This is a genomic window from Desulfosporosinus sp. SYSU MS00001, from assembly GCF_049943955.1.
Lineage (GTDB): Bacteria > Bacillota > Desulfitobacteriia > Desulfitobacteriales > Desulfitobacteriaceae > Desulfosporosinus.
In genome coordinates, this window is sequence record NZ_JBNFTW010000005.1 from 286,886 (window position 1) to 309,410 (window position 22,525).

Consider the following 22,525-nt stretch of genomic DNA (forward strand, 5'->3'; position numbering starts at 1 on the left):
GCCTCATGCAAGTCGCTCCTGCTTAAACCCGCGTATGATTGCCAAAAGCCAAAGAAACGTTGGCAGAATATATTCAAAGACTACAGCTGTTATGACCCATAAAGTTTCTATCCGGATAGAAAGCGTATTCATTAAAACCTAAATAACTGCCGAACTGTTCGACGCTTTCGTTTGTTCCTTAGTTTTACACGTTTTAATGGAAGTGTCCATATAAAAAATTAAGTTTGATCAATGGTTTTCCACCGCCAGCGTGTGTACTTCCTATTGACTTGATGATCAAAGGTACGTTTCGCCGAGCCCTTGATTGTCAAGTCAATAGGAAGTGAGGAGACTCTGGCGGAGAAGCGATATAGTATTATGCAATAATACAAAAAGTTAGTTAATGTGCGTTTCATGTTTCTATTGAATCGGATTAGTTTAGGTGTACAAAGTATTTAAACAGAAAGCAACAATTAATGCTATGCGTAAAAATGTTATTACAACATCGGAGACCTTTACAAACTTAGATTGTTTTATTGGCAAATTAATCTCTTCTTTAGTTTTAATGTCAATGATTATGCCCATAGTCAAAACCTCCTAGGTGCATTTACATTATTTTTATCATTGTAAACATAGGACTAAACAGATTATTATATGGTAGATAAGTTAAACTGTATTGATCGGGTGCTTTCGGCTGAAGCCTATACCCATATTACATGGTGCTAATGTCCATTCACGTCGTATGCGAAAATCACACGCTAATTGTTTAATTCTTTGGTGGGTAATCAGGGAGCCCAAAATCCACGATAATTATGAGAATTTTGTTCTCCCTGACATCTTTAATGCATATAATATCTAAACTCTATGAATATTAAGAATCAAGCCCTACTATAAAGGTAATTGACTGATGACCGGTTAAAATCGAATAGTATTTTTTAATTGAGTCTCAAAGGTTTAGTTTTGTTGAACGGTTATAGTTTAATTTGCTTCAGCCTTCTTGTGGGATTTAGAAGCACTAATGCCCAAGCCCTCAAAGAAATAGAAGAGTCCGAACCCATACCATACGGTGTAAAGAAGATAGAAGAGGAGCAGTAAGGCGAGACTAACTTTATTCTCACTTACTTTTTTCACTTCAACACCGTAGTAATTGTATCCGGGTTCAAGAGCTTTTTGAACAACTTTAGTCAAAGCAGCTTCTTCTTTAAACATTGATTTCGATTTTAGTGCACTGTCAATTTTCTTTAAAGAATTGTTCCAGTCATTTGTTGCTTCACGCGCTGCGTAACCATACCTTTTTTCTACTGCTTTACCATTATTGTTGTACATTGAGTCGCTGTCAATCACGACTGAGTTGAGTATTTTGCCCAAATCTCCATTTATAGTCAGCGAGGAGCCCTTCACATTTACAATTGCACCGGCACTACTGTACAATTTGCCCCATTTTACTGCTTCCGCAGCTGACGATGCCTTAATTGTAAGATTAACATTAATCCCATTTTGTGATTGAGCAACTTTTGTGCTCTCCTTAATAAAGTTAGAGGAACCTTTGGAGAAAGAGTTAAACATATCATCCGCGTAATTCAACCCATTCCTGCCGTTACCGAAGTTCGGTGACATCATGCCAACATAGCACAGGATAAAACTAAACAATAATACTAGGCCGATGACTAAAGCCTTTTTGTTTTTAATCATCTGGTAACACCTCCTTCAGTTACCTTGCCATCATGTTGATCAACATACTCGGCTCGTAGCTTTGGTACGTTTAGTATAAATGTACCGATGATCCAGAAAGCAAAGATAGCTACCAAACCAAAGAATATCCATACTCCTATATTTGTGATCAGTGCACCTGTTGAAGCAGTTAAGGTAATAAAGCCCATTTGACTTAACTTTTCTGGTATGGCAAAGATTCTGTTGATAAAACCAGCTAATATCGCGATCGCATAGAATGCCTTAATTTTTGATCCAGAAACAACCTTCGTGGTAATCGCACCTATTTGAACGCCGAATAGTGATCCTAATAAACAGCCCATAGCTAGTGTATAGAATACATATCCGTAGAATGCGTATTGTGCAATGGAACCATAACCAGCTGTAAAAATAATCTGGAATATATCCGTGCCCACGGTTGTATAGGCTGAAATCCCCAGTCCATATACAAACATCGGGAAAGTAATGAAACCGCCACCAACGCCCAAAATGGCTGCTAATAGTCCAGCAATGGCCCCACAAATCGCTACAAACACTCCGGATATTTTCCTCCCGCCTGGGATTATATTTTCATCAAATTTAATCATGGGAGCAAGGTTAATAGTTTGCATTTTTTCGGCCATTATTGTCAATGTCTCATGACCGCCATCCTTTGATTCGGATTCACTTTTTCTAGATTTAAAATAATCGTAAAGAGCGAAGACACCTAAGAATCCTAATAGAACTGCATAAACCGTACTTATTGCAAAATCACTCATTATGGGGTTAAAATTATACAAAGCTCTATTTATAATTCCACCTCCTGTAACCCCAATTCCAGAACCTATCAGGAAGGCTAAGGCCAAACCCGCATGAACATTACCCATTTTCTTGTGAAGGGTGGTGCCCATAATTGCTTTGGCGAAGATGTGGAACATATCTGTACCAACGGATAGTATACCCTTAACTCCTAAGCTCATCAGTGCTGGGGTAATGACAAAACCTCCGCCTGCCCCAATGCAGCCTGTGACTAAACCAGCTATGACACCGATTGCTATTGAACCATAAAACATATGGGCTGAGAAAAAGGAAGGTCCATATGCTGATTTTCCACCGATAACACTTGGAAGGGATGCAGCCTGGGCCACTGCCGGTATGATCAGAGGCAGGGTCATAATGAATAGTGCCAATAACATTTTTCGATTTTTTACAATGTTTGAAGTAGTTTCAATCTCCCACTGAGCATGCGCCCTTGAAGCTTGCATAATGGAGTGGTAAATTCTTTTCATCATAATCTTTTTTCCCTCCTTCATTGAGCTTAAACAATTAAAGGGATACTTGAAATGGCCTCACTTCTGACTCCTATACATTATGAAATATTGCACAAACGTTTTTTTTCACTTCCCTCCATTATTATTAAGGTGTCCTGCTGTTACTAAAGTATGATTATTATTGCTTGAATTTAAGGTTATCATCTGGACAAGCTCACTGTCTATAGTCATTAGTTATGGCCACAATTATCAAACGTAATCATCGCATTTTAAGTACTTAACGTGTTATCCGATAAATCGTACTATTTATATAACGCCGTATCGTGTAATTGCCTTTACTTAATTCCAAATCATTCTAATCGACAAATTCAGATAACATATTGTTATCTATCTAGTTACTTATGCAGCAAATTGCCTTATCATATAATGTTTAATACTGGTAGATACAATTTTGATAGCCTATGAGGTATTATAAAGATTATATATTCCTAATATTCAATAAATTTATCTTTGGGCATTACTGCCAGTAACTAACGATTGACTTCATGTTAAATTTTTATTAGTCTGAATATAATAAATAATCAGTGAGTATATCTTATTTAGAGGATATACTTATTTAATCCACCAAAGTTTGAATAATTCATTAGCCAATATACAAAATTTGATCCTCTAGTTAAAGTTCAAATCATTTAAAAGTGAACTCGTTCAGCTAAAGCTGAACATCGGGGCTCGGTGACGAAAGCGCCAAGCCCATAACAAATGCTATCGCGCAGAAGGATAGACTCTCCCCCCACCGAAGCAAGGTATGGGAGTCACTCCCATTTGTAGAAGAGGAACTCTTACGATTGGATTATTTAGATTTGGGTTTAATGGACACAGTTAAAGCCATCGATAAAATACCAATGGCTTTAACTTCAAATAGCTATACGACTATATCCATAACCATGTCCAAATCCAGATCCATAATCCAGATCCAGAACCATATCCAGATCCATATATTTAAATAGTTCTTGTTTTCAATAATCTTTGCAGCTATTTTCGTACTGACATAATGGATGTATTTTTCAAAGTAATTTTGATTTTGTTCTTCTTTATATTTCCTCGTTGAGGACATGCGGCGAAGCAATGGAATCGTATTCGTTTTGTTAATGTCGAAGCTCTTAATTGATTTCTCGAATTCGACTTCCAAATTAGAATTCGTCCATGATTTGGGGCCCTTTTCTGGTTCAATTCCGTAGACACGTCTTAAAAATTCGTATGGAAAGGCACCAAAAGAAATAATAATTTTAGGATTATACTCAAGCGCGATATCTCTGAAGTTATTAATTTCGACATTCACCTTATCATCCCACCATTTTGCAGTCATAGGAATAATATCTATATCAGTAACAATGTTCCTTTTGTAAATATCGACGGTATTAATTCTTGTATGTAATTCCCTAAAAATTTTGTCTTGTATCTCAGTTAATACAGGTACCCAAATGTAATTACTAACAACAGGATGTTTCGGATTAAATATTAGCCAGATAGGATACGTTTTTTCTCCTGACTCACGCTTAATCTTATCAACTAAAGATTTCTTATTAAGTTCTGGGTACCACATATAAATTACCACCTTTCGTTAATCACGATCTCTAAATTCAAACGACGGTAAATTGAATAACAATCAACTTCGATACAAACATTAACTAATTTCGACAAGAACTCATCATATCTATATTCATTAATAAAGCAGAATTTTTCAAATAAGTACAATTGATTTAGCTATTAAATCTAATTAGTTTACTTGTTATGTTATTGATTTTAATCAATCCAGATATCTTTCAAACTTCCCTTATTTTCAATAACTATTTGGGCGATCCTAGTTCCTACATAATGAAAATAATCTTCGGAGCAGCGATCACTAATGAATTTCTCACTCTCGACCATGCGTCGAAGTAACGGAATCCTATTGGTTTTGGCTATATCAAAATCTTTGATCGATTTTCTAAATTCGTCTCCTAATTTAGAAGCACACCAATACTTAGGCCCCTTTTCAGGTTTAATTTCGAAGGCACGCCTCACAAATTCAAATGGAAATGACCCAAAGGAAATCAAAATTTTAGGTGGATGTTTCATAACAAGTTCTCTAAACAGAACTATTTCAGCAGATATTTCTTCATTCCACAAATTAACAGTCTCCGGTACATTTTTGCTATTATTAACAGCATTCCTAATATAAATCTTCGAAGTGTCAATTCTAGTTTGTATCTCTCTATATAACTTTTCTTGAATTTCAGCTAAAACAAGTTTCCAAATATAATGGCGAACAACGGGGTGTTTTGGATTAAATAATAGCCAGATGGAAGATGTTATTTCTCCCGACTCACCGTTCATTTTCACATGTGTAAAACTAGACAAAATGAACCTCCACCTTTCCTCAAGCACAAGATCGTTAAACAACAAATATAGAGGCGATATGAACTGCTGCTAATTTTGACTTATCTTCTTAAAGTTGAGACGATTAAGTAGTTTTTGGCAACTGCCCGCAAATAATTAAAGCGTTGGATAAACATTACCAAAGCTTCGTGTCTATGGTTTATAGATATGGTGACAATAACAAAATTATAATAATAGAATGAATAGATTATAATTAAATCGTTACTATTTTACAGATATTTTGCAATAATTTTTATAATATTCCCAATTTTTTTACATTAAAGCCTTTTACTTCAAATTAATAATAATTAGTAGAAACTGAAATATTTTAGTTGAGTAGTCAGATTTGTAATTCTAATAAATGCAAACTTTACACAAAGAGCAAGACCCGCAGAGTTTACTCAGCAGGTCTTGTATTTATAGGGATAATCAAAAACAAGTTCGGCATAGTTTCTGTCTTCCCGAGTCATTTTCTTATAGCGCTTTTTATCTCATAGGGAAAGTCCAGCCAATAACTTATACATTCGATTTCTCCATCTAGAAGCGATTTTGTCATTAGATACTCATAATACCCCTACACATTGAGAGTACAATATGATTGGTTCTTATTCCATATATTGTAATATTGTATTTTGAAAATACGAGGTCGCTCTAATCAGCATACCGAAGGTATTCCCGCGCCGTTGAACAGATCCACCAAGCGTTGATTCACTGTGAAGGGTATAACATTAATAAGAAACGTTAAAACCTTTTTCAGTCAATGTTTTTACTGCGTCCTCCAAGGCTACACCGTGTTGCTTTAAGCCTTCTATGACTGGCATTATTTTACCACCCGTTCTGCGCATTTCTGGATGAATAACACCCTCCAGACCAATTTCTAAAAAAATTTGAATAAGCTCAGGATATTGCTCAGTAAGGTCGAAAAGTGTCCTGTTTAGATCGATAGTTACTGCTCCCATATAAATCCTCCTAAACATATCAAATACAGTTATTGTATCCTTTATTCATCAATATAATTCTGCACGTCTATGCTTATAACAACTGACTTTTAACTGAAGCATCAACAACAAAGCGTTTAAGCCATCTAGTAATTACGTTATAGTATAATCAAAAATCAGCAACAGCTGCCATCTGAGCAATCGCAGCTTGGTTCAGTTCCGGTTAACCATCCCTTAATGATGGCAGCGGCACAACCTACTCCAGGCTTAACTTCCAATACTTTAAGCGGGCAGTTCTTAACACACGCACCGCATTCAATACAACGATCCTTATCCTCGATTATCGATTTGCCTTTACTCATAACAAAAACATGATGCGGGCAAACTTCCAGACACATTCCACAGCCCGTACATTTATTAGAGTCCATTCTCAATGTAGAAACATTTTTTAAATATCTGTGTTTCATCGCCGACACCTCTTTAAGCTAAATAAAACTGTTAACCAAAATCAGAATTGCTCCTAGAGCGATCGAAATGATCATCGCAGGAATGGCTATCTTCATCTCCTTCAAGACTCCGGAAAATGAAGTATACGTTGATGAGCCAGTAAAATTCATTGCTAAGTAGGCGGATACTGGAGGTAATATCAGTAGATAACCCAGAGCCTTTAAGACGCTATATTCAGACGAAGATGACCATCCCATCAGAAAATTGACAATAACCCAGATAAATCCCAGAAACCAGCCTTTCCATGCGAAAGCTCGTCCGGGTATCCAGGGTAACAATACCGGAGTAAGCACACTTCCGATAATTACGGCACCAACGTAAGCGTAAAAATCTACGGCGCCAAAAGGACCAACGCCTATAAGATTCAATAGAAAGAGAACTCCAAAAATCATGAGTGAAATTCTAAAAGTACTTACTAGTTCAATAGGAGTTAATACAAGCCGATCATAAGCACTAAACGTAACAGTCCGCATTTCATCTGTGGCTTTCATCCCTGATTGAATAAACTCTTTGATATCCTTTGCTCTCACTGGTCCATAGACAACTTTAAAACCAGAAAACTTTTGGATGTCATGTGCACAGACACCCGATGCTCCTAATTGAGGCAGGATTAAGGTTTTATGAGATACAACATTATCTAATTGAACCACCGCAAGGCGATTTAGAAGTTCAGTTGTTCCAAATGTACCCTTGCCTGCGGCACACCAAACATTAACCCCCTTCGTATCCAGCACTAGAATCCAGGCATTAAAATTAGTCAATTCTTTTCTCAGAGCATCAAAGGTCATCTTATAATTAGCTGTTACCAGTACTGGAGCATTTGAGTCAGGATTACCCAACCGATAAAGTCCCGGCTCAACTTTATAATTCATTCGATTGATTCCCCACCTGGCCTTCCAAGCTCCTAAAATGTCCTGGGTTGTTAATTGACTTGAGGTTGGGTTAATCTTAATTTCCCTACTCAAAACGATATCCAACATACACGTACTCCTTTTCTAATTTAGACCTATTATTTATTCTTAGATATCCATTGCATGAAGTCTTAGTTCTTGCCTTCCATTTTTCTAGCATTCTCACAAGAGCTCATCGTCACCCTTACTCCCGGGTCTCCAAGGTCCCACTCTTCCCTATGTTCTCAAGGAATGTAAGGACAATTCACATTTGTTTTCTACCCTATTGCCATTGTCTTTTATCCTCGTTAGATCATCAAGGAGATTTTTAGCCGCTTCGCATCCTTCTTGACTCAATGAATAATACATCCACTTTCCCTCCGGGCGGCCTGCCACAATCCCAGATTCAATAAGTATTTTCATATGGTGCGATAATGTGGATTGTCCTATATGGAGCCCTTCTAAAATTTCGCAAGCGCATCGTTCACCACTTTGAAGCATTTCAATAATCATTAGACGGTTCGAATCGCCAAGTGCTTTAAATACTTTTGCGTTCCTTTCGTATTGATTTCGTGTGCTCATTTCAATACCTCAAATCTAATATTTTCGATATGTTAAGTATATGCTTCACATCGAAAAACATCAATATATCATTTTGCTAGATTTCAATAATTTTCGTTACGTAAATTCAATACACAAAAGAACCCCCGCCATCATCAGGCAGGGGCCAAAAACCACTCAATCCCTATTTTAAATTATGTCTAAAACATGAAATTCGTTTTTGCTGTTTATTTCCCCAGCTATAATAAAGTACTTTAGAAATGAACTTTAGTTTAACCTTATTCGACGAGCACCAAGGTAACAACTAGTATAGTAAGCATCATCAAGTTTTGAAATACAAATGCCTTTATTTGAATCAGCTGCAATAAAACTTCCGCCACCGATATAAATACCTACATGGGATGCTCCCGGAGCATATGTTGAAAAGAATACCAAATCACCTGCTTGTAGTTGCTCCCGGTTCACTGAGACTCCCAATTTAAATTGTTCTGCAGCGGTTCTTGGTAAAGAAATACCTACACCCTTAAATACGTATTGGGTATAACCTGAGCAATCAAACCCACTACGACTGTTTCCTCCAAAAACGTAGGGAACTCCTATTAAGCTTAGGGCATCGTCCACAAGTTTTGAACTATCTGAGCGTGAAACTTCTGTCACGGAGGTTGTATCCGTGACAGTCTTCACTGTTAGGTATAATCCGGATACCCATCCATTTTGACCATTGTATTTCACGTTATACCAATTATTAGCGTTTTTAGAAATAACATCAATTTGAGTGTTTTTAGGAATAGTAGTAAGTACTGCTGAGGTGGTTACATCTGTTTTACGTAAATTAAGTGCTGATGCTGTTACTATCCCAACTGTCTTAGTAACACCTGATATAGTTTCACTGTTCCCGGAACTCGTATCTGGTGTGATTTCTGATGAAGTATCAGTAACCGTTTTAACTATTAGATAGGCTCCCGAAACCCAACCAGTTTGACCATTGTACTTTACGTTGTACCAATTATTGGCGTTTTTAGAAATTACATCAACTTGAGTGTTTTTAGGAATGGTTGTAAGTACTGTCGAGGTAGACACATCTGTCTTACGTAAATTAAGCGCAGACGCTGTTACTACTCCAACTGTCTTAGTAACACCTGATATAGTTTCACTATTCTCGGACGTTGTAGCTAGCAAAATTCGAGGTGATGCCAGTATACACATGACGATAACTACTAATGTAAATATTTTTTTCAACCATTTCACCCATCTCTATTTCTTGATTCTTTTATATATTCTTCATTTCTACAATATTTCCTTTAGCAATTTAATATTTGATTTCCGAGAAATTTGGTTAATAGGTAAATATTCTCCTCCATGATACCGATAACCCTTATAAGCAAAAATTCATACGCTACCTAGAGAAAATATTACCAAATTAGGGCTTGAGTTCCGATCATAGTGTTATTTGCTCTTTAGTCCACTTTTGAATTTAATGAGCAAGGGCTCGTGGGAACATATTCCTGGTAAAAAAATACCCTACAACCAGTGGTCATAGGACATAATGTCTTAGCTATTGTTATTTTCTTTCATTTCAATGAAATTACTTAACCTATAATAACCCCATGTAGCTACTGAAAACCAAAATATAAACGCAATCAAGGGAACGAAGAATCTGTCATAACAATAAAAGACTCCCAAACTTATAACAAGGTTTGTGTATAGAATGCTAAAAATTACGGCAGCTACCATATAAATGTAGTTCAAAGGTTTGTATTTTGGTATGAAGTAAAAATATAAAATATAAAAAATCCCCCAGGACACAGGCGAAAAAATTTGAATACCCATATATCCGAGTGGGCCATGGGCATACCATCCATATAACCCAGTTAATTTTCCAAACATATGAAGTATAACTTCAAAAACGCCACCAAAGATAATTCCGTGAATCGACAAGCGCTGAATATCCTTTCTTGGAACACAAACGCATAAAATCACTGCAAATACTGCTAGATATAAAGGATAAATTAAATACTTTGGCATTTAATAACCACCATTACCGTTTTTTTGAAAATAGTATTAGAATGATGGCAATTTTTTATACATTAACTCGACTTAAATTATCATTTTTGGTCCATCATCATCCCACTAACAGTAATTTTTGGTGAATACATTTTGTTATTTGTTCTTATTACTACCATCCAATCCTAGATGAATTTGTATCTTACACAAAACTAGATAGAAAAAGGCTTCCTCCAAACTACGGAGAGAGCCTTTTGTCAGTAAACAATATAAGCCAACTCTTAGAAAATATCAACATCGCAGACTTTGATATGTAACCAATACTCTGGGAATTGTGAATCAAGGTTGAGCCGTAAATTCCTCGTGAACTTTTTTAAGTAAGAAGGGTATATTTAGACCCTGTGGGCATTGCTTCATACAAAGTTCGCAAGATATACACTGATCTGCACCAGAACCTGAAGGCAATAAACTAATACGATAGACCCCTTTGTCAACCCAATGGGATTTCATAAGCTGGTTACTATTATAGAGACGGAATATTTCAGGAATGCTGACACCTTGGGGACAGGGCATACAATATCTGCAACCTGTACAACCAATGCTATTCTTCGACTCAAAAATCCCTCTTATCTTTTTAATGAGATTTTGATCCTGTTCTGACATAACATTCGATGCGGAATCATTAAAGATTCTCAAATTATCTTTTAACTGTTCCAAATTACTTGTTCCACTTAAAATAACGGATACTTCAGGCATATTATAGAGCCATCGGAAACACCACTCTACAAGAGAGCGTTTTTCTGGATATTGGTTAATTAAATCGTATACCTCTTCGGGTACATTATTGAGCATGAAGCCGCCTCTTAAAGGTTCCATGATGACCATGGCCAATCCTTTATCTGCCGCATAGTTTAAACCTTCAACCCCCGCCTGCAGGGTTTCATCTAAAATATTTAACTGGATTTGCGCCATTTCCCAGTCGAACGTGTCTACAATTTCTTTATATGCAGTTAATGTTCCATGAAAAGAAAAAGCTTTATGTCGAATTTTACCTTTCTGAACCATTTTGTCCAGGAAAGTGAAGCCGTCAAATTTTTTGACTTTTTCCCAATTGTCATGACTTAAATTATGGAGAAGATAAACGTCAATATAATCTGTTCCAAGACGCATTAGCTCTTCATCCAAGTATTTTTCAAAGTCCTCATATTTATTAATGTGCCAGATAGGGTTTTTCGTAGCTATGTATGTCTTATTTCTATAACCATCTTGAAGAGCTTTGCCGGTAATTAATTCGCTTTCCTTATACATGTAAGCGGTATCAATGTAGTTTACGCCATGATCGAGTGCATACCTAACCATTTCGATGGCATCTTTCTCACTCGAGGGGAATCGCATACAACCAAGCCCAAACCTGGAAACCTTAAGTCCCGTTTTTCCAAATTGCGTATACTGCATTTGACGCACTCCTTTTCTAATCTTTACTTCTTGTAGGTAAGGGGCACACAATAACACTCTAAAACTAATAACTATTATTTAAGTACTATTAACAATATTACTATTATACATAGGACTTTTATAAAGGTTATTTTATTTCATAGTATTTATTTTGTCAAAGATATTCGCTTGAGCTTTGGCAAGGATCAAGGCGCAGATCACGATAGAAGCTGGACTGCTCGATATAATAGTGTGTTTGATCTGGAAGATTAAGCCAAGTGTTTTTACATTCTGGAAGAGAGGTGAAAATCTTAAATAGCTATATCCCATATAGCTATTTTGTATAACACAGTTTTAGACAGAGGCATTATAATTGAAAAATGACTATTGAGAATATTGTCGAACAGTACAACATTATTGCGGTTATTCGGGAATAATGTCATTGTCGTAATTTGATTACAATTTGAGAGGAGCGGTAAATGGATAAAATTTCAAAAGTACAATCACGACTTCCAGTGATCTCTTTACATTATCTAATTCTCCATTGTTTATTGAGTAGGAAGGATGTTCAACATGAGTAAAAAAGAGCAAACACCGATTTCTTCCGAGCGCACTATCGATTGGAAGCAGGGCTTGGCCATCGCAATGGGTGTGCCCCTGCTGATTCTGCCATCCATCGGTTACTTTACAAAATATGTTCTGGGTTTTTCAATCATTGTCTGGGTCCTTTCCATAGTTCAGGGTTTCATGCAAAATACGGCATATGGCGAAATGGCTTCGGTTTTCCCCCAGGCATCCGGTTTGCCCGGCTTCTCTCAGGAAGCCTTCAAGGGAACAACAATTGGCAAATATGACGTAGGCAAACTTGTGGGTGGATTTAGCGCTTGGGGCTACTGGTTCTCCTGGAACTCCGTTTTGGCCGTATACGCCATGTTGATCGGCCAGTATCTGCACAACCTGCTGCCGGTATTTGCAAATGTCGATACCACAATTTTATCGATCCTTTCCGGTATCGTTGTGTTTTCTCTTTTAATTATGGTCTGTTATCGCGGTCTGGCCAGTGGAGCCGTCCTCGGCTATATTCTAAGTGTCATTTCCATCGTTCCCTTGGTGGTGCTCTCCGTCGCCCCAATGCTGAACGGAAAATTCCATCTCAGCAATATCACGCAAAATATGCTTCCCACTGCCTGGAGCTGGAGCAGCGGCCGGGATCTTTTGATATTCGTAGGAATTATGGCCATGGCTGAATGGAGCGCCTGCGGCTGGGAAACCGCGGCTATCTACGGACCGGAGTATAAAAATCCCAAGAAAGATATCCCCAAATCCCTGTTCACCTGCGGCATTATCTGCGCTTTTATTTATGTTTTCGTACAAGCAGCCTGCATCGGAGCGCTTGGGACAGATGCCGTAATCAATGAACCTAACTCGCCCATGCTGTTGCTCGCCCAGCAGTCTTTCGGAAGCGTCGGTGCGATGATTGCCGTGTTTATGCTGATCGCCTCTATGATTCTGATCATCCAGACCGCGTTTTTCGGCTCCGCCAGAGCGATGGAGTCCATGGCGAAGGAGGAGAATCTTCCGGCAGTTTTCGGAAAAACGAATATGTATGGAACTCCAGTGATTGCAATGGTGGTCACTGCGCTTTTCAATATAGCGCTAATCACGCTAAAATCCCCTGCGGCGGTTCTTGCCGCTTCGGCAATTGGCTACATTTGTGCCAACGGCATCAGCCTCTTCGCCTATGTAAAAGTATACTCCGACAAAAAGTTTCGTTCGCTGCCCAGAGAATTCAAGGCTCCTTCCGGATGGAAGATCATCGCGCTGATTTGCGCTCTGGTCAATATTCCTCTGTACCTGGTTGGAATTACGTATCTGAACGCCCTGGACTCCGGCTGGTCGTCCACACTTGTGGGAGTGGGTGTGCTGCTTTTATATATCCCGTTGTGGTTTTATACCCAGCACCTTGTCTCGGAAAATCAACAAACCCCTGTTAGCAAATCAAAAGCAGCCTAAGCGTTTTGTACCCAGCTCTTTATTCGAAAAATGCGCCCCTTCCTCTTAAGCCGCTTACATACGAGGAGAGTGAGCGGACCTTATTCACTAAAAGCACGTGTCAGGAGAACTCCGGACACGTGCTTTTTATGCTTTTGAAAGGACGATTATTCTCCATTTATAAATTATAATAGCGGACTCTTTTGCTCCATCATACCAACTATTTTGAACGTTTTAGTTCTTCCTTACCGGCTCGATAAGACTCAGCTAAAATTTGAACAGTATGCAATACTTCTCGGTCAAATCCAGCATTTTCGACCCCACTTTGTAGCTGCAGCCGACATGCCGGGCAACCCGTTGCTACTGTATCCGTATTGGTCGTCTGGATATCTGCCGTTTTGCGATCAGAAATTTGTACGGAGAGATTCGGGTGTACAAGGCTGAATGATCCAGCCATACCACAGCAACGGCCCGGTTCTTTCATTTCAATCAATTCCACCCCAGGAATACTTTTTAGAATTTCGCGCGGTTCTTTACTAATCCCCTGTCCACGGTTTAAGTGACAAGGTTCATGATACGTCACTTTACGCGCTACTCGACCCAAACCTTCTTTCTTAAAGGGAACTTGATGAATCAGGAACTCAGAAATATCATAGGATTTTTTAGCCCATTTATCCGCCAAGGCTTTAAGTTCGTGATCGTTTTCAAGCAACTCTGCATAAACATGCTTCCAAGCGGTACCACCTGAAGAACAGGCGACAACTAAGGCATCCGTCCCCATTCTCTCAAACGCCCGCAAATTGCGTTTGGCCAAAGAACGTGCTGAAGCCACATCCCCATTGACCGAGGCTGGGATACCACAACAGGCCTGGAACTTAGGAATGACAACTTCGATGTCATTTTCTGTAAGCACCTCGATCACCGCTCTGCCGATGTCCGTGTAAAAATAGTTGATCATACAGCCCGTGAAGAACCCAACTCTCATCTTTGGGTTTTTAATTGTAACCACTTCGGGGAACTCGGAACGCAAGGTCTTCTTGGACAACATTGGGAACAATTTCTCCTTACCTATCCCAACATCCACGCGCATACGTGCTAATTTGCTGTGTCTACTCGGAACGTTTTTTAAGGCAACGCCTTGGAAAATACTTCCTGCCTTCATCCCAAAATTAAACACTCGCTGCATCTTCAATGCGGTAAAGGCAATTCTTTTCACGGGATGGAGCCCTTTTTTACGGACGGCTTCTGCTCTTGCTGCCAGAATAATTTTATCAAACCGAACCCCACAGGGACAGTTGGTATTACAAGCCATACAGGTCGTACAAAGGGAAAAACGATCTGCCATTCCCTTAGTCATCTCTACTTCTCCTGAGAGAATGTATTCCGCTAAACTAATCTTTCCCCTTGCAACTCCAACCTCTTTGCGTGTTTCCTTGTAAATGGGACATACCGCCATGCAATTTCCGCATTTCATACATTTATGGAGTTCTTCGGTAATCGAATCCAGTGAATTATATACGGACACGATCAGTCCCTCCTTACCATCTTCAAGGGGTTCAACAAATAGTTGGGATCCATGGCTTCTTTAATGCGCCGCAAAGCCGCCACACCAGCTTCTCCGAATTCCAAGTCAAGATATTTCATTTTGGCAATACCAATTCCATGTTCACCGGAAAGGGTTCCTCCAAGCGCTATCGCCGTTTCGAAAATCTCGTCCACTGCCAGATGCACTCTTTTCATTTCTTCTAATTCACGTTCATCTGTTAAAATTGTGGGATGTAGATTTCCGTCTCCTGCATGACCGAATGTAGCAATTTGCAGATTGTGTTTGGTTGCAATTCTACGGATTGCTTTAAGCATATCCGGAATTTTGCTCCGGGGAACAGTCGCATCTTCAAGTACAGTCGTCGGTCGTTTTTGGGCGAGAGCAGGAAGAGCGCTGCGACGAGCCAACCACAAAAGATCGCGCTCTTTATCATCTTTAGCTATTTTTACCTGAACGGCTCCTTCCTCTTGCAAAATTCGTTCCACCAAAACAGCTTCTCGTTGGACAACTTCCTTGTAACCGTCCACTTCACATAAGAGGACCGCTTCCGCGTCCATCGGAAGTCCCGCATGCACAAAGTTTTCCACGGTCTGAATCGTCGCATTATCCAAGATTTCAAGCGTCGCAGGAATAACTTTGTTGCGAATTATGGCTGCAATTGCCCTCCCAGCTTTGTCAATGTCATCAAAAACCGCTAGAATGCTCTTACGTGCTTCTGGAGCCGGAATTAATTTGACGATTATTTCAGTGATAATCCCCAACGTTCCTTCAGCCCCAGTAAAGAGTGCCACTAAATCATAACCTGTAACGTTCTTGACCGTTTTTCCTCCCCAACGAATGACTTCACCATTCGCCAAGACCAATTGCAAGCCCATAATATAATGTTTGGTTACACCGTATTTCAGACCACGCAATCCACCCGAACACTCCGAAACCGAGCCACCCATTGTTGCGGTGGTGACTGTACCGGGATCCGGCGGATACAATAAGCCGTATTTTGCTGCTTCATCATTGAGCGCCTGAATGATCACCCCAGGTTGAACTGTTGCCGTTAAGTTATCCTGGTCCACTTCCAAAATTTTGTTTAGGTTAAGCATTGAGAGAACAATCCCCCCTTCAATGGGAATAGTTCCCCCACTTAAATTCGTTCCAGAACCACGAGGATAAATAGGAACATGGTAACGGAGGGCGATTTTCACGACATCTGCCACCTGTTCTGTAGATAGAGGTGCGACCACAACATCCGGCTTATGATGTTTCATCGCCGCAGTTGCGTCATAAGCATAGGTCAATAAGTCTTCCTGCTCTGTGAGGACATTTTCACGACCAAGCACTTGAACAAGTTCTTCCAAGACTTCACGAGCTAACATCCTTATACCCCCTTTATAACGCTTGGATATGTACGCCGGTCAGACCACTTGATGTAAAATCAATTTAAGCAAAACTTTAATAAGTAACTATAATTCTCAAATTCTCAACTGAACAAACTAAGTGGGAAGGGTCAAATACTACCTCTTCCCACAAAGTCATGATACAAACAAGCAACAAGAGACATAACTTAAAGAGATACACCTTAAATTTCTATTCACTTAGACATATGTTCTATGCACTTAGAAATTACAGCATTTCACTAAAGCTTTGAACTCTGGTTTTAGTCTGTTCAAAGGATGTTGTTTCCAGGTCAATTTCGATGAATAAGCTCTTAATTCCAGCTTCTTCAAACTGTCTATAGTAGATTGGATAGTCAAATTCTTCAGGGTCACAGAACTTCATCATGCAAACTACAACTGCATCTGCCTTAGATGCTTTAACCATATCTATAAGCATTGGACCTCTTGTTTTTTTCGCATCTGTAGCAAGAGAACAACCATCGAATTCTTGCCACCATTTAGCCAATCGATAGAGTGGGTCTGTGCCTAATGGAACATCATTTCTGAACTGTCTTGATTCCTGTGCAAGGTCATCTGCAACAACAGCAAAACCGTTTTCTTTTAAAATTTCTAATACTTCATTTGGTTCAGCCATAATTCCCGTTAAAACAACCCTTTTACCAGTAAAGTCTTCAACAGGCAAAGATTTAAGCTCTGAATTCAATTCTTTTACCATAGCGGTATGTTTAGATTTTTCCATAAAAGATCTTGCTTTTATAATAACATGACGTTTTATGGGATCAATAATCTGAGGATAAGCAGCAGCTATGTCTGTAAATTCACGCATTACTTTTCGATTTTCGTTATAAATGTCAATGCTTTTGTGTAGTGCTTCATCTGTAATCTTAACATCCAATATTCTTTCTAATTTTTCACGAACAAGTCTATATTCCTCAGCAAGAAACTTATTTGCTGCTTCTAGTTTTCTGTTTTGAGGATGAGTAAATACGATGACAGGTGATGTTCCTTTCCATTTTTGGCTAAGACATTTTAATGTGTCACAAGGAACGGGGAAAAGTATAGCTTCTAAATTATCATATACACCTTCCAGCTGCATTTCCATAACGGATTGCATAATCGAACAAGCAAATGGAGGTAAATAGGCACGGGCTTTAGAAATACTCTTCTGTCCTCCCCAAATACCTACTGGAAGAAGACCTGCAGCATGAATTATTTCTTCAGGAGCATAATAAGGCATAACACCTACTGCCCCTTTACCGGTTTCTTTTTTATAATCTTCCATAGCCTTTCGGGGATTATTTGAAATTGAAGATAATTCACTGATAATAGTCTCAATTCTACTCATTAGAAACTCCCTCCTTATTCTGCTTCATCATTTCATCTAACGCTTGTATACGTGTATCAAACTGTGCAGGAGCAAAGTTACGAGGATCAGTTTGGTCTCCATCAAAGCTTACATATGGTAAATGATTTTGTTTTTGTAGTATATCAGCAGTTTCTACGTTTAGAAAACTCATTAGTTTACAGCTTCTGTTCTGATGATAAATAACTCCGTCACACTTACCTCCACTAATTATGTCACTAAGAACCTTAACTTTGTTATCGAGACAAGTATTAATATAAATTCTAGTATAAGATTCTGCCATTGAACTCATATCACCTGGTGTATAAGAAAGGTTCCACAGACCCGGATAGGCTGAACCTGTCATTATATTTCCGATATTCTTTAATCCCTTAAATGTATGTCCAAGGTGTGGCCAAACAGCTATACCCTCCCAAGTTACACGCTTTTGTTCATTTCCTTTAAACGCGTAGATACCATTTTTAAGATTTTCTTCAAGTTCATCTGCAAACTTTTTAAATGTAATTTCTGCGTAGTCTCTGCTTCTTGCACAAACTATAAGAGCCATATAGTTGAAAAGATCAAAACCATTTAAAGGTGATGGTTTATGTGATGACATGGAAGCAATTCTGTTCCATTGGGCAACAGAACGTTGTGTTTGTTCCTGTACTTTAAAAAATTTGTCGTAGTCGAATTTCTTACCACAGATTTCCTCAAGCTGAGTAATAGCATTCTTAAACTGTTCCGCAATATAGTCTTTAGCATACTGTGGAATGGGCATTGTATGATTAAAGGGAACATCTATGATGATACATGGAATATTTAATTCAACGGCAAGATTCTCATACCACTTAAGCAATGTGTTGCAAATGTTGTTACACGTTATTACGAAATCGGGAAGCGGTATTCTTGCTGCTGGGGATTTTTCAAGCTTTTCCGGTGTTATTCCTGTTAAAGCCTCTTGTTTTAGAAGTTCCATATAACCCATATTTACTCTTGCATAGGAACAAGTATCCACGTTGTAGCCTTTCTCATCAGCAACTTCAAGTACATCTAAGGCACCTTTTCTCGCCCCAATACCCGCAGCATGTGTTTCCGGATAGATCATCGCAACATCCATAGCAACACAAAACTCCGAAGGAGCAACAGATGCAGACCAGCAAACAAGTTTTCCTTCTTTTTTTGCTCGTCTCGCTTCTTCATACAATTCTTCTTGATAGAAACCTAACAACTCTTTGGCACTCATATTTGTTGTATCCGTCATTTTCCATACCTCTTTCCTTTTATTTACTAGTTCCCATGACTTCTTCGAAGGCAAATATAGCAGCTCCAAGGGCAGCAGTAATTTGTGGATTAGGCGCCACAATTACTGGTTTTTTTAGTTCTTTGCTTATTGCCCTTACAACCCCCTCGTCTTTAGCAACACCTCCGCACATAACAATGTCCTCTTCCACCCCACATCTATAGGCAAGTCCACAGGCTTTGCTAGCAACTGACTGGTGAACCCCTGCAATAATGTTCTCTTTAGCAACTCCGTTTGAAAGTTGAGATATTACCTCAGATTCTGCAAAAACTGTGCAAGTGCTGCTGACAGTAGCAGGTTCTGTTGCACGAGAATCATATTCTGCCATTTCATTAAGATTAACTTCAAGTACTCGTGACATAACATCGAGAAAACGTCCTGTTCCGGCGGCACATTTATCATTCATAAAGAACTGCTTAACGCAGCCTTTACTGTCAAGTTTAATTGCCTTAACATCTTGACCGCCGATATCAATAATTACTTTTGCTGAAGGAACTAAAAAGAAAACTCCCTTAGCCTGACAACTGATTTCACTAATTTGTTTGTGTGCTTCGTCCACAGAAGATCTTCCGTAGCCTGTAGCAATAATTCTAGCCATGTCTTGCAATTTAAGACCTGATTTTGAAAGAGCTTCATCTAGTACACGTTTAGGTCCCGTAGAACCTGTTCCAATCTGAATAACTTCTCCAGCGATAATATTAAATCCATCTTCAAGTATTACAACCTTTGAGGATGATGAGCCGATATCAATCCCCATAGTAAACATAGATTAATCTCCTTCGTTAATTATTTCTTCAATTATTTCAATCATTATTTCTTCAAGCCCATTTTTTCTTCCCCAAAAAGTCTTGAGTCCATAATCTTAATATTTTGGTCAACCGTAGGGACAAAATCCATTAAATCTATAATTTGTGTTTGAATATCAATTCCAGGAGCAACTTCTATTAAGTTAAGCCCACCTTCTTTTAATTCAAATACAGCTCGTTCTGTAATATATAAAACGGGTTGTTCAATTTTAAGTGCATATTTTCCGCTAAATGTAACCTGTTCAACATGTTTAATAAATTTCCTTTGCTTACCTTCTTGGTCTATTATTAGCTTGCCATCTACGATTCTTTCTTTTAAGCCTCCCGCTGTAAAAGTACCTAAGAAGAATACTTTTTTGGCATTTTGGGTGATATTGATGAAACCGCCACATCCAGGTATCTTGGGGCCAAATTTGCTAACATTAATGTTACCCTCTTCATCACATTCAGCTAAGCCTAAAAATGCCAAGTCAAGACCGCCGCCATCATAAAAATCAAACTGACTATTTTGATCAATAATAGCGTCAGGATTTAAAGTCGCACCAAATCTAGCTCCACCTTGAGGACTGCCGCCTATTGCCCCTGATTCAACCGTTAATGTCATATAACTTGCTATTCCTTCTTCACTTGCAACTTGAGCAACATACTCAGGTGTTCCTACACCTAAATTAACAACTGTATCCTCTTCTAATTCCATAGCGGCTCTTCTGCCGATAACTTTTTTAATTGTCAAGGGGGTCATTTCCACGCTACCTTCAGGTGCTCTTACTGCCCCACAAAGTGCTGGATTATATTCATGTCCAACACTTTGTTCATGATCTTTCATATCAACTACTTCTACAACAGCATGAACATAAATGCCAGGTATTTGAACCAATCGCGGGTCTAAAGTACCACCTTTTACAACCTTTTCCACTTGCACAATTACTTTTCCACCATTATTTATAACTGCCTGTGCTATAGATGTAACCTCAATAGTAGCTACTTCTTTTTCCAGGGTTACATTACCATACTCATCAGCATAAGTACCTCTAAGGAAGGCGATATCTATAGGAAATGATTTGTAGAAAAGCTTTTCTTCATCGCCGATTTTTATAACTTCTACTAAATCTTCTGTCGTCCTGGCGTTAATTTTACCTCCTTCATTTCTTGGATCAACAAAAGTACCTAAGCCAACATGTGTAATTGTACCAGGCCTATGACCCGCAGCATCTCTAATAATATATTCCAAAGTACCTTGGGGTAAGTTATAACCTTCACATTTATTAGCTAGACACAGTTCGCCTAACTTTGGAGCAGTATTTAAATGACCTGCTATTACTCTTTTAACCAAACCTTCGTGAGCAAAATGATCACCGCCTGTGCCGTTCCTGCTGCCTTGTGATGCTGGATAAAATAACGTTATATTTTGAGGATAGCCGGTCTCTAGAAATTTCTTTTCTATAGCCTTAAAAAGTGCTTCCGGAAGTAAATTGCCAACAAATCCACATGTACAAAGAGTGGTCCCATCTTTTACTAAATCAACAGCCTCTTCTGCTGTCAGAATAGCAACCTTCTTCATATATGCCCCTCCTCCAATGTTTTCCTCAGTGACTTAACCTGCCCCGCAGATTGCATGCGGGGCATTTGATACGGATATTCCGATTATTAAATTACAGTGGACACGTCAGTCATGATTCCGTTAAATTTTAAAAAGGATCTGAGATCAGAGTTGTCAAGCAATTCTCATATGGTTGAGATTGATCTTAGTAAATATGGGCGTTTCCGCCCATACTCCTATCCGGAACCGTACGTGCCCTATTAAGGCGTATGGCTACTGGTTAGATATTACCTGATAGGATTTTCCTACTATATGTTAATAACTTACTAATAAATACAGAATAATAGAACAACTTCTAATTCCAAGAAACTTCTAATTCCAAGAGGATACATCACGCCTTGGCGTGCTGCTTCACAACTCGCACCTGAATACTAAATATCACTTAAAGAGACCTCATTAATTCAGTATTCAAAATACAAGTTGACTTGAGTATACGACTCATCTATTATTGATAAGTACTTTAAAGGGACTATAGAGTCAATTTTCTGTATTAAGGCAAACATGAACATGATATGATAATACCCGTCCCTGTCTTAATAAGTAACTGAGAAAAATACTTTAATTCCGCTTATAGGTGATAGATAGGAGCGTAATAACGGCGGCGTTATGGGGACGAGTATTCATTCCACTTGCGGCCTTATTCATATATTTGATAGCAGTTTTCTTAAAAATAGTCCTCAGCGTAAAGGTTTATGAATCCACAATTTAAACAAACAAACTTTATTATCTTTTGACTTTGTGGAGGACTAACAACTACTTCGCTATTCTCAATTAATGTAAATTCGTCATCTCTTGTTATGATATCCACCTGTTTTAATTGTCCTGAATGACAAGCAATACACTCTTTCATTCAT

19 protein-coding genes are annotated in these 22,525 nt (G+C 38.6%); 1 reads left to right on the forward strand and 18 read right to left on the reverse strand.

Annotation, left to right across the window (positions count from 1 at the left end; genetic code table 11):
* Positions 1 to 957: 957 nt before the first annotated feature.
* From ACPUYX_RS11620 to ACPUYX_RS11670, 11 genes are all read right to left on the reverse strand, one after another.
* A complete protein-coding gene (locus ACPUYX_RS11620) occupies positions 958 to 1,671 on the reverse strand; it encodes a hypothetical protein (protein ID WP_426379824.1) in 714 nt (237 codons plus the stop codon).
* Positions 1,668 to 2,957: a sulfite exporter TauE/SafE family protein gene (locus ACPUYX_RS11625; RefSeq protein WP_426379891.1), complete on the reverse strand. Its 1,290-nt coding sequence runs from the start codon at positions 2,955 to 2,957 to the stop codon at positions 1,668 to 1,670. Before ACPUYX_RS11625 ends, ACPUYX_RS11620 begins: the two co-directional genes overlap by 4 nt.
* Positions 2,958 to 3,861: 904 nt before the next feature.
* Positions 3,862 to 4,542: a hypothetical protein gene (locus ACPUYX_RS11630; protein WP_426379825.1), complete on the reverse strand. Its 681-nt coding sequence runs from the start codon at positions 4,540 to 4,542 to the stop codon at positions 3,862 to 3,864.
* A 200-nt stretch (positions 4,543 to 4,742) separates the two neighbouring features.
* Positions 4,743 to 5,315, reverse strand: coding sequence for a hypothetical protein (locus ACPUYX_RS11635; RefSeq protein ID WP_426379892.1), 573 nt, complete (start codon positions 5,313 to 5,315; stop codon positions 4,743 to 4,745).
* Positions 5,316 to 6,085: 770 nt separating this feature from the next.
* On the reverse strand, positions 6,086 to 6,316 hold the full coding sequence (locus ACPUYX_RS11640; RefSeq protein ID WP_426379826.1) for a DUF1858 domain-containing protein: 231 nt from the start codon (positions 6,314 to 6,316) through the stop codon (positions 6,086 to 6,088).
* Positions 6,317 to 6,471: 155 nt separating this feature from the next.
* Positions 6,472 to 6,762, reverse strand: a complete 291-nt coding sequence (hgcB, locus tag ACPUYX_RS11645) for a mercury methylation ferredoxin HgcB (protein ID WP_426379827.1) — start codon at positions 6,760 to 6,762, stop codon at positions 6,472 to 6,474.
* Positions 6,763 to 6,780: 18 nt separating this feature from the next.
* Entirely contained in the window at positions 6,781 to 7,782 is a 1,002-nt protein-coding gene (hgcA, locus tag ACPUYX_RS11650) for a mercury methylation corrinoid protein HgcA (RefSeq protein WP_426379828.1), read from the reverse strand.
* Positions 7,783 to 7,929: 147 nt separating this feature from the next.
* The gene (locus tag ACPUYX_RS11655) at positions 7,930 to 8,274 is read right to left on the reverse strand and encodes an ArsR/SmtB family transcription factor (protein WP_426379829.1); all 345 of its coding nucleotides are present in this window, start codon (positions 8,272 to 8,274) and stop codon (positions 7,930 to 7,932) included.
* A gap of 246 nt (positions 8,275 to 8,520) precedes the next feature.
* Positions 8,521 to 9,492, reverse strand: a complete 972-nt coding sequence (locus ACPUYX_RS11660; protein ID WP_426379830.1) for an NlpC/P60 family protein — start codon at positions 9,490 to 9,492, stop codon at positions 8,521 to 8,523.
* Between the two features lie 312 nt (positions 9,493 to 9,804).
* Positions 9,805 to 10,278: a hypothetical protein gene (locus ACPUYX_RS11665; protein ID WP_426379831.1), complete on the reverse strand. Its 474-nt coding sequence runs from the start codon at positions 10,276 to 10,278 to the stop codon at positions 9,805 to 9,807.
* A gap of 318 nt (positions 10,279 to 10,596) precedes the next feature.
* Positions 10,597 to 11,712, reverse strand: a complete 1,116-nt coding sequence (locus ACPUYX_RS11670; RefSeq protein WP_426379832.1) for an aldo/keto reductase — start codon at positions 11,710 to 11,712, stop codon at positions 10,597 to 10,599.
* A 552-nt stretch (positions 11,713 to 12,264) separates the two neighbouring features.
* On the opposite strand from ACPUYX_RS11670, the gene ACPUYX_RS11675 reads away from it, so the two are divergent.
* Positions 12,265 to 13,704: an APC family permease gene (locus ACPUYX_RS11675; RefSeq protein WP_426379833.1), complete on the forward strand. Its 1,440-nt coding sequence runs from the start codon at positions 12,265 to 12,267 to the stop codon at positions 13,702 to 13,704.
* Positions 13,705 to 13,903: 199 nt separating this feature from the next.
* Here the strand turns inward: ACPUYX_RS11675 and ACPUYX_RS11680 are convergent, their stop codons facing one another.
* The 7 genes from ACPUYX_RS11680 to ACPUYX_RS11710 all read right to left on the reverse strand — a co-directional run bounded on the left by ACPUYX_RS11680 (position 13,904) and on the right by ACPUYX_RS11710 (position 22,521).
* Positions 13,904 to 15,208, reverse strand: a complete 1,305-nt coding sequence (locus ACPUYX_RS11680; protein ID WP_426379834.1) for a (Fe-S)-binding protein — start codon at positions 15,206 to 15,208, stop codon at positions 13,904 to 13,906.
* 2 nt (positions 15,209 to 15,210) lie between these two features.
* A complete protein-coding gene (locus ACPUYX_RS11685; RefSeq protein ID WP_426379835.1) occupies positions 15,211 to 16,599 on the reverse strand; it encodes an FAD-binding oxidoreductase in 1,389 nt (462 codons plus the stop codon).
* A 247-nt stretch (positions 16,600 to 16,846) separates the two neighbouring features.
* The gene (locus tag ACPUYX_RS11690) at positions 16,847 to 17,965 is read right to left on the reverse strand and encodes a 2-hydroxyacyl-CoA dehydratase subunit D (protein ID WP_426379836.1); all 1,119 of its coding nucleotides are present in this window, start codon (positions 17,963 to 17,965) and stop codon (positions 16,847 to 16,849) included.
* Positions 17,958 to 19,226: a 2-hydroxyacyl-CoA dehydratase subunit D gene (locus ACPUYX_RS11695; protein ID WP_426379837.1), complete on the reverse strand. Its 1,269-nt coding sequence runs from the start codon at positions 19,224 to 19,226 to the stop codon at positions 17,958 to 17,960. Before ACPUYX_RS11695 ends, ACPUYX_RS11690 begins: the two co-directional genes overlap by 8 nt.
* A 19-nt stretch (positions 19,227 to 19,245) precedes the next feature.
* On the reverse strand, positions 19,246 to 20,031 hold the full coding sequence (locus tag ACPUYX_RS11700; RefSeq protein ID WP_426379838.1) for an acyl-CoA dehydratase activase: 786 nt from the start codon (positions 20,029 to 20,031) through the stop codon (positions 19,246 to 19,248).
* Between the two features lie 44 nt (positions 20,032 to 20,075).
* On the reverse strand, positions 20,076 to 21,632 hold the full coding sequence (locus ACPUYX_RS11705; protein ID WP_426379839.1) for an acyl CoA:acetate/3-ketoacid CoA transferase: 1,557 nt from the start codon (positions 21,630 to 21,632) through the stop codon (positions 20,076 to 20,078).
* Between the two features lie 703 nt (positions 21,633 to 22,335).
* The gene (locus ACPUYX_RS11710; RefSeq protein WP_088227295.1) at positions 22,336 to 22,521 is read right to left on the reverse strand and encodes a hypothetical protein; all 186 of its coding nucleotides are present in this window, start codon (positions 22,519 to 22,521) and stop codon (positions 22,336 to 22,338) included.
* Positions 22,522 to 22,525 lie beyond the last annotated feature (4 nt).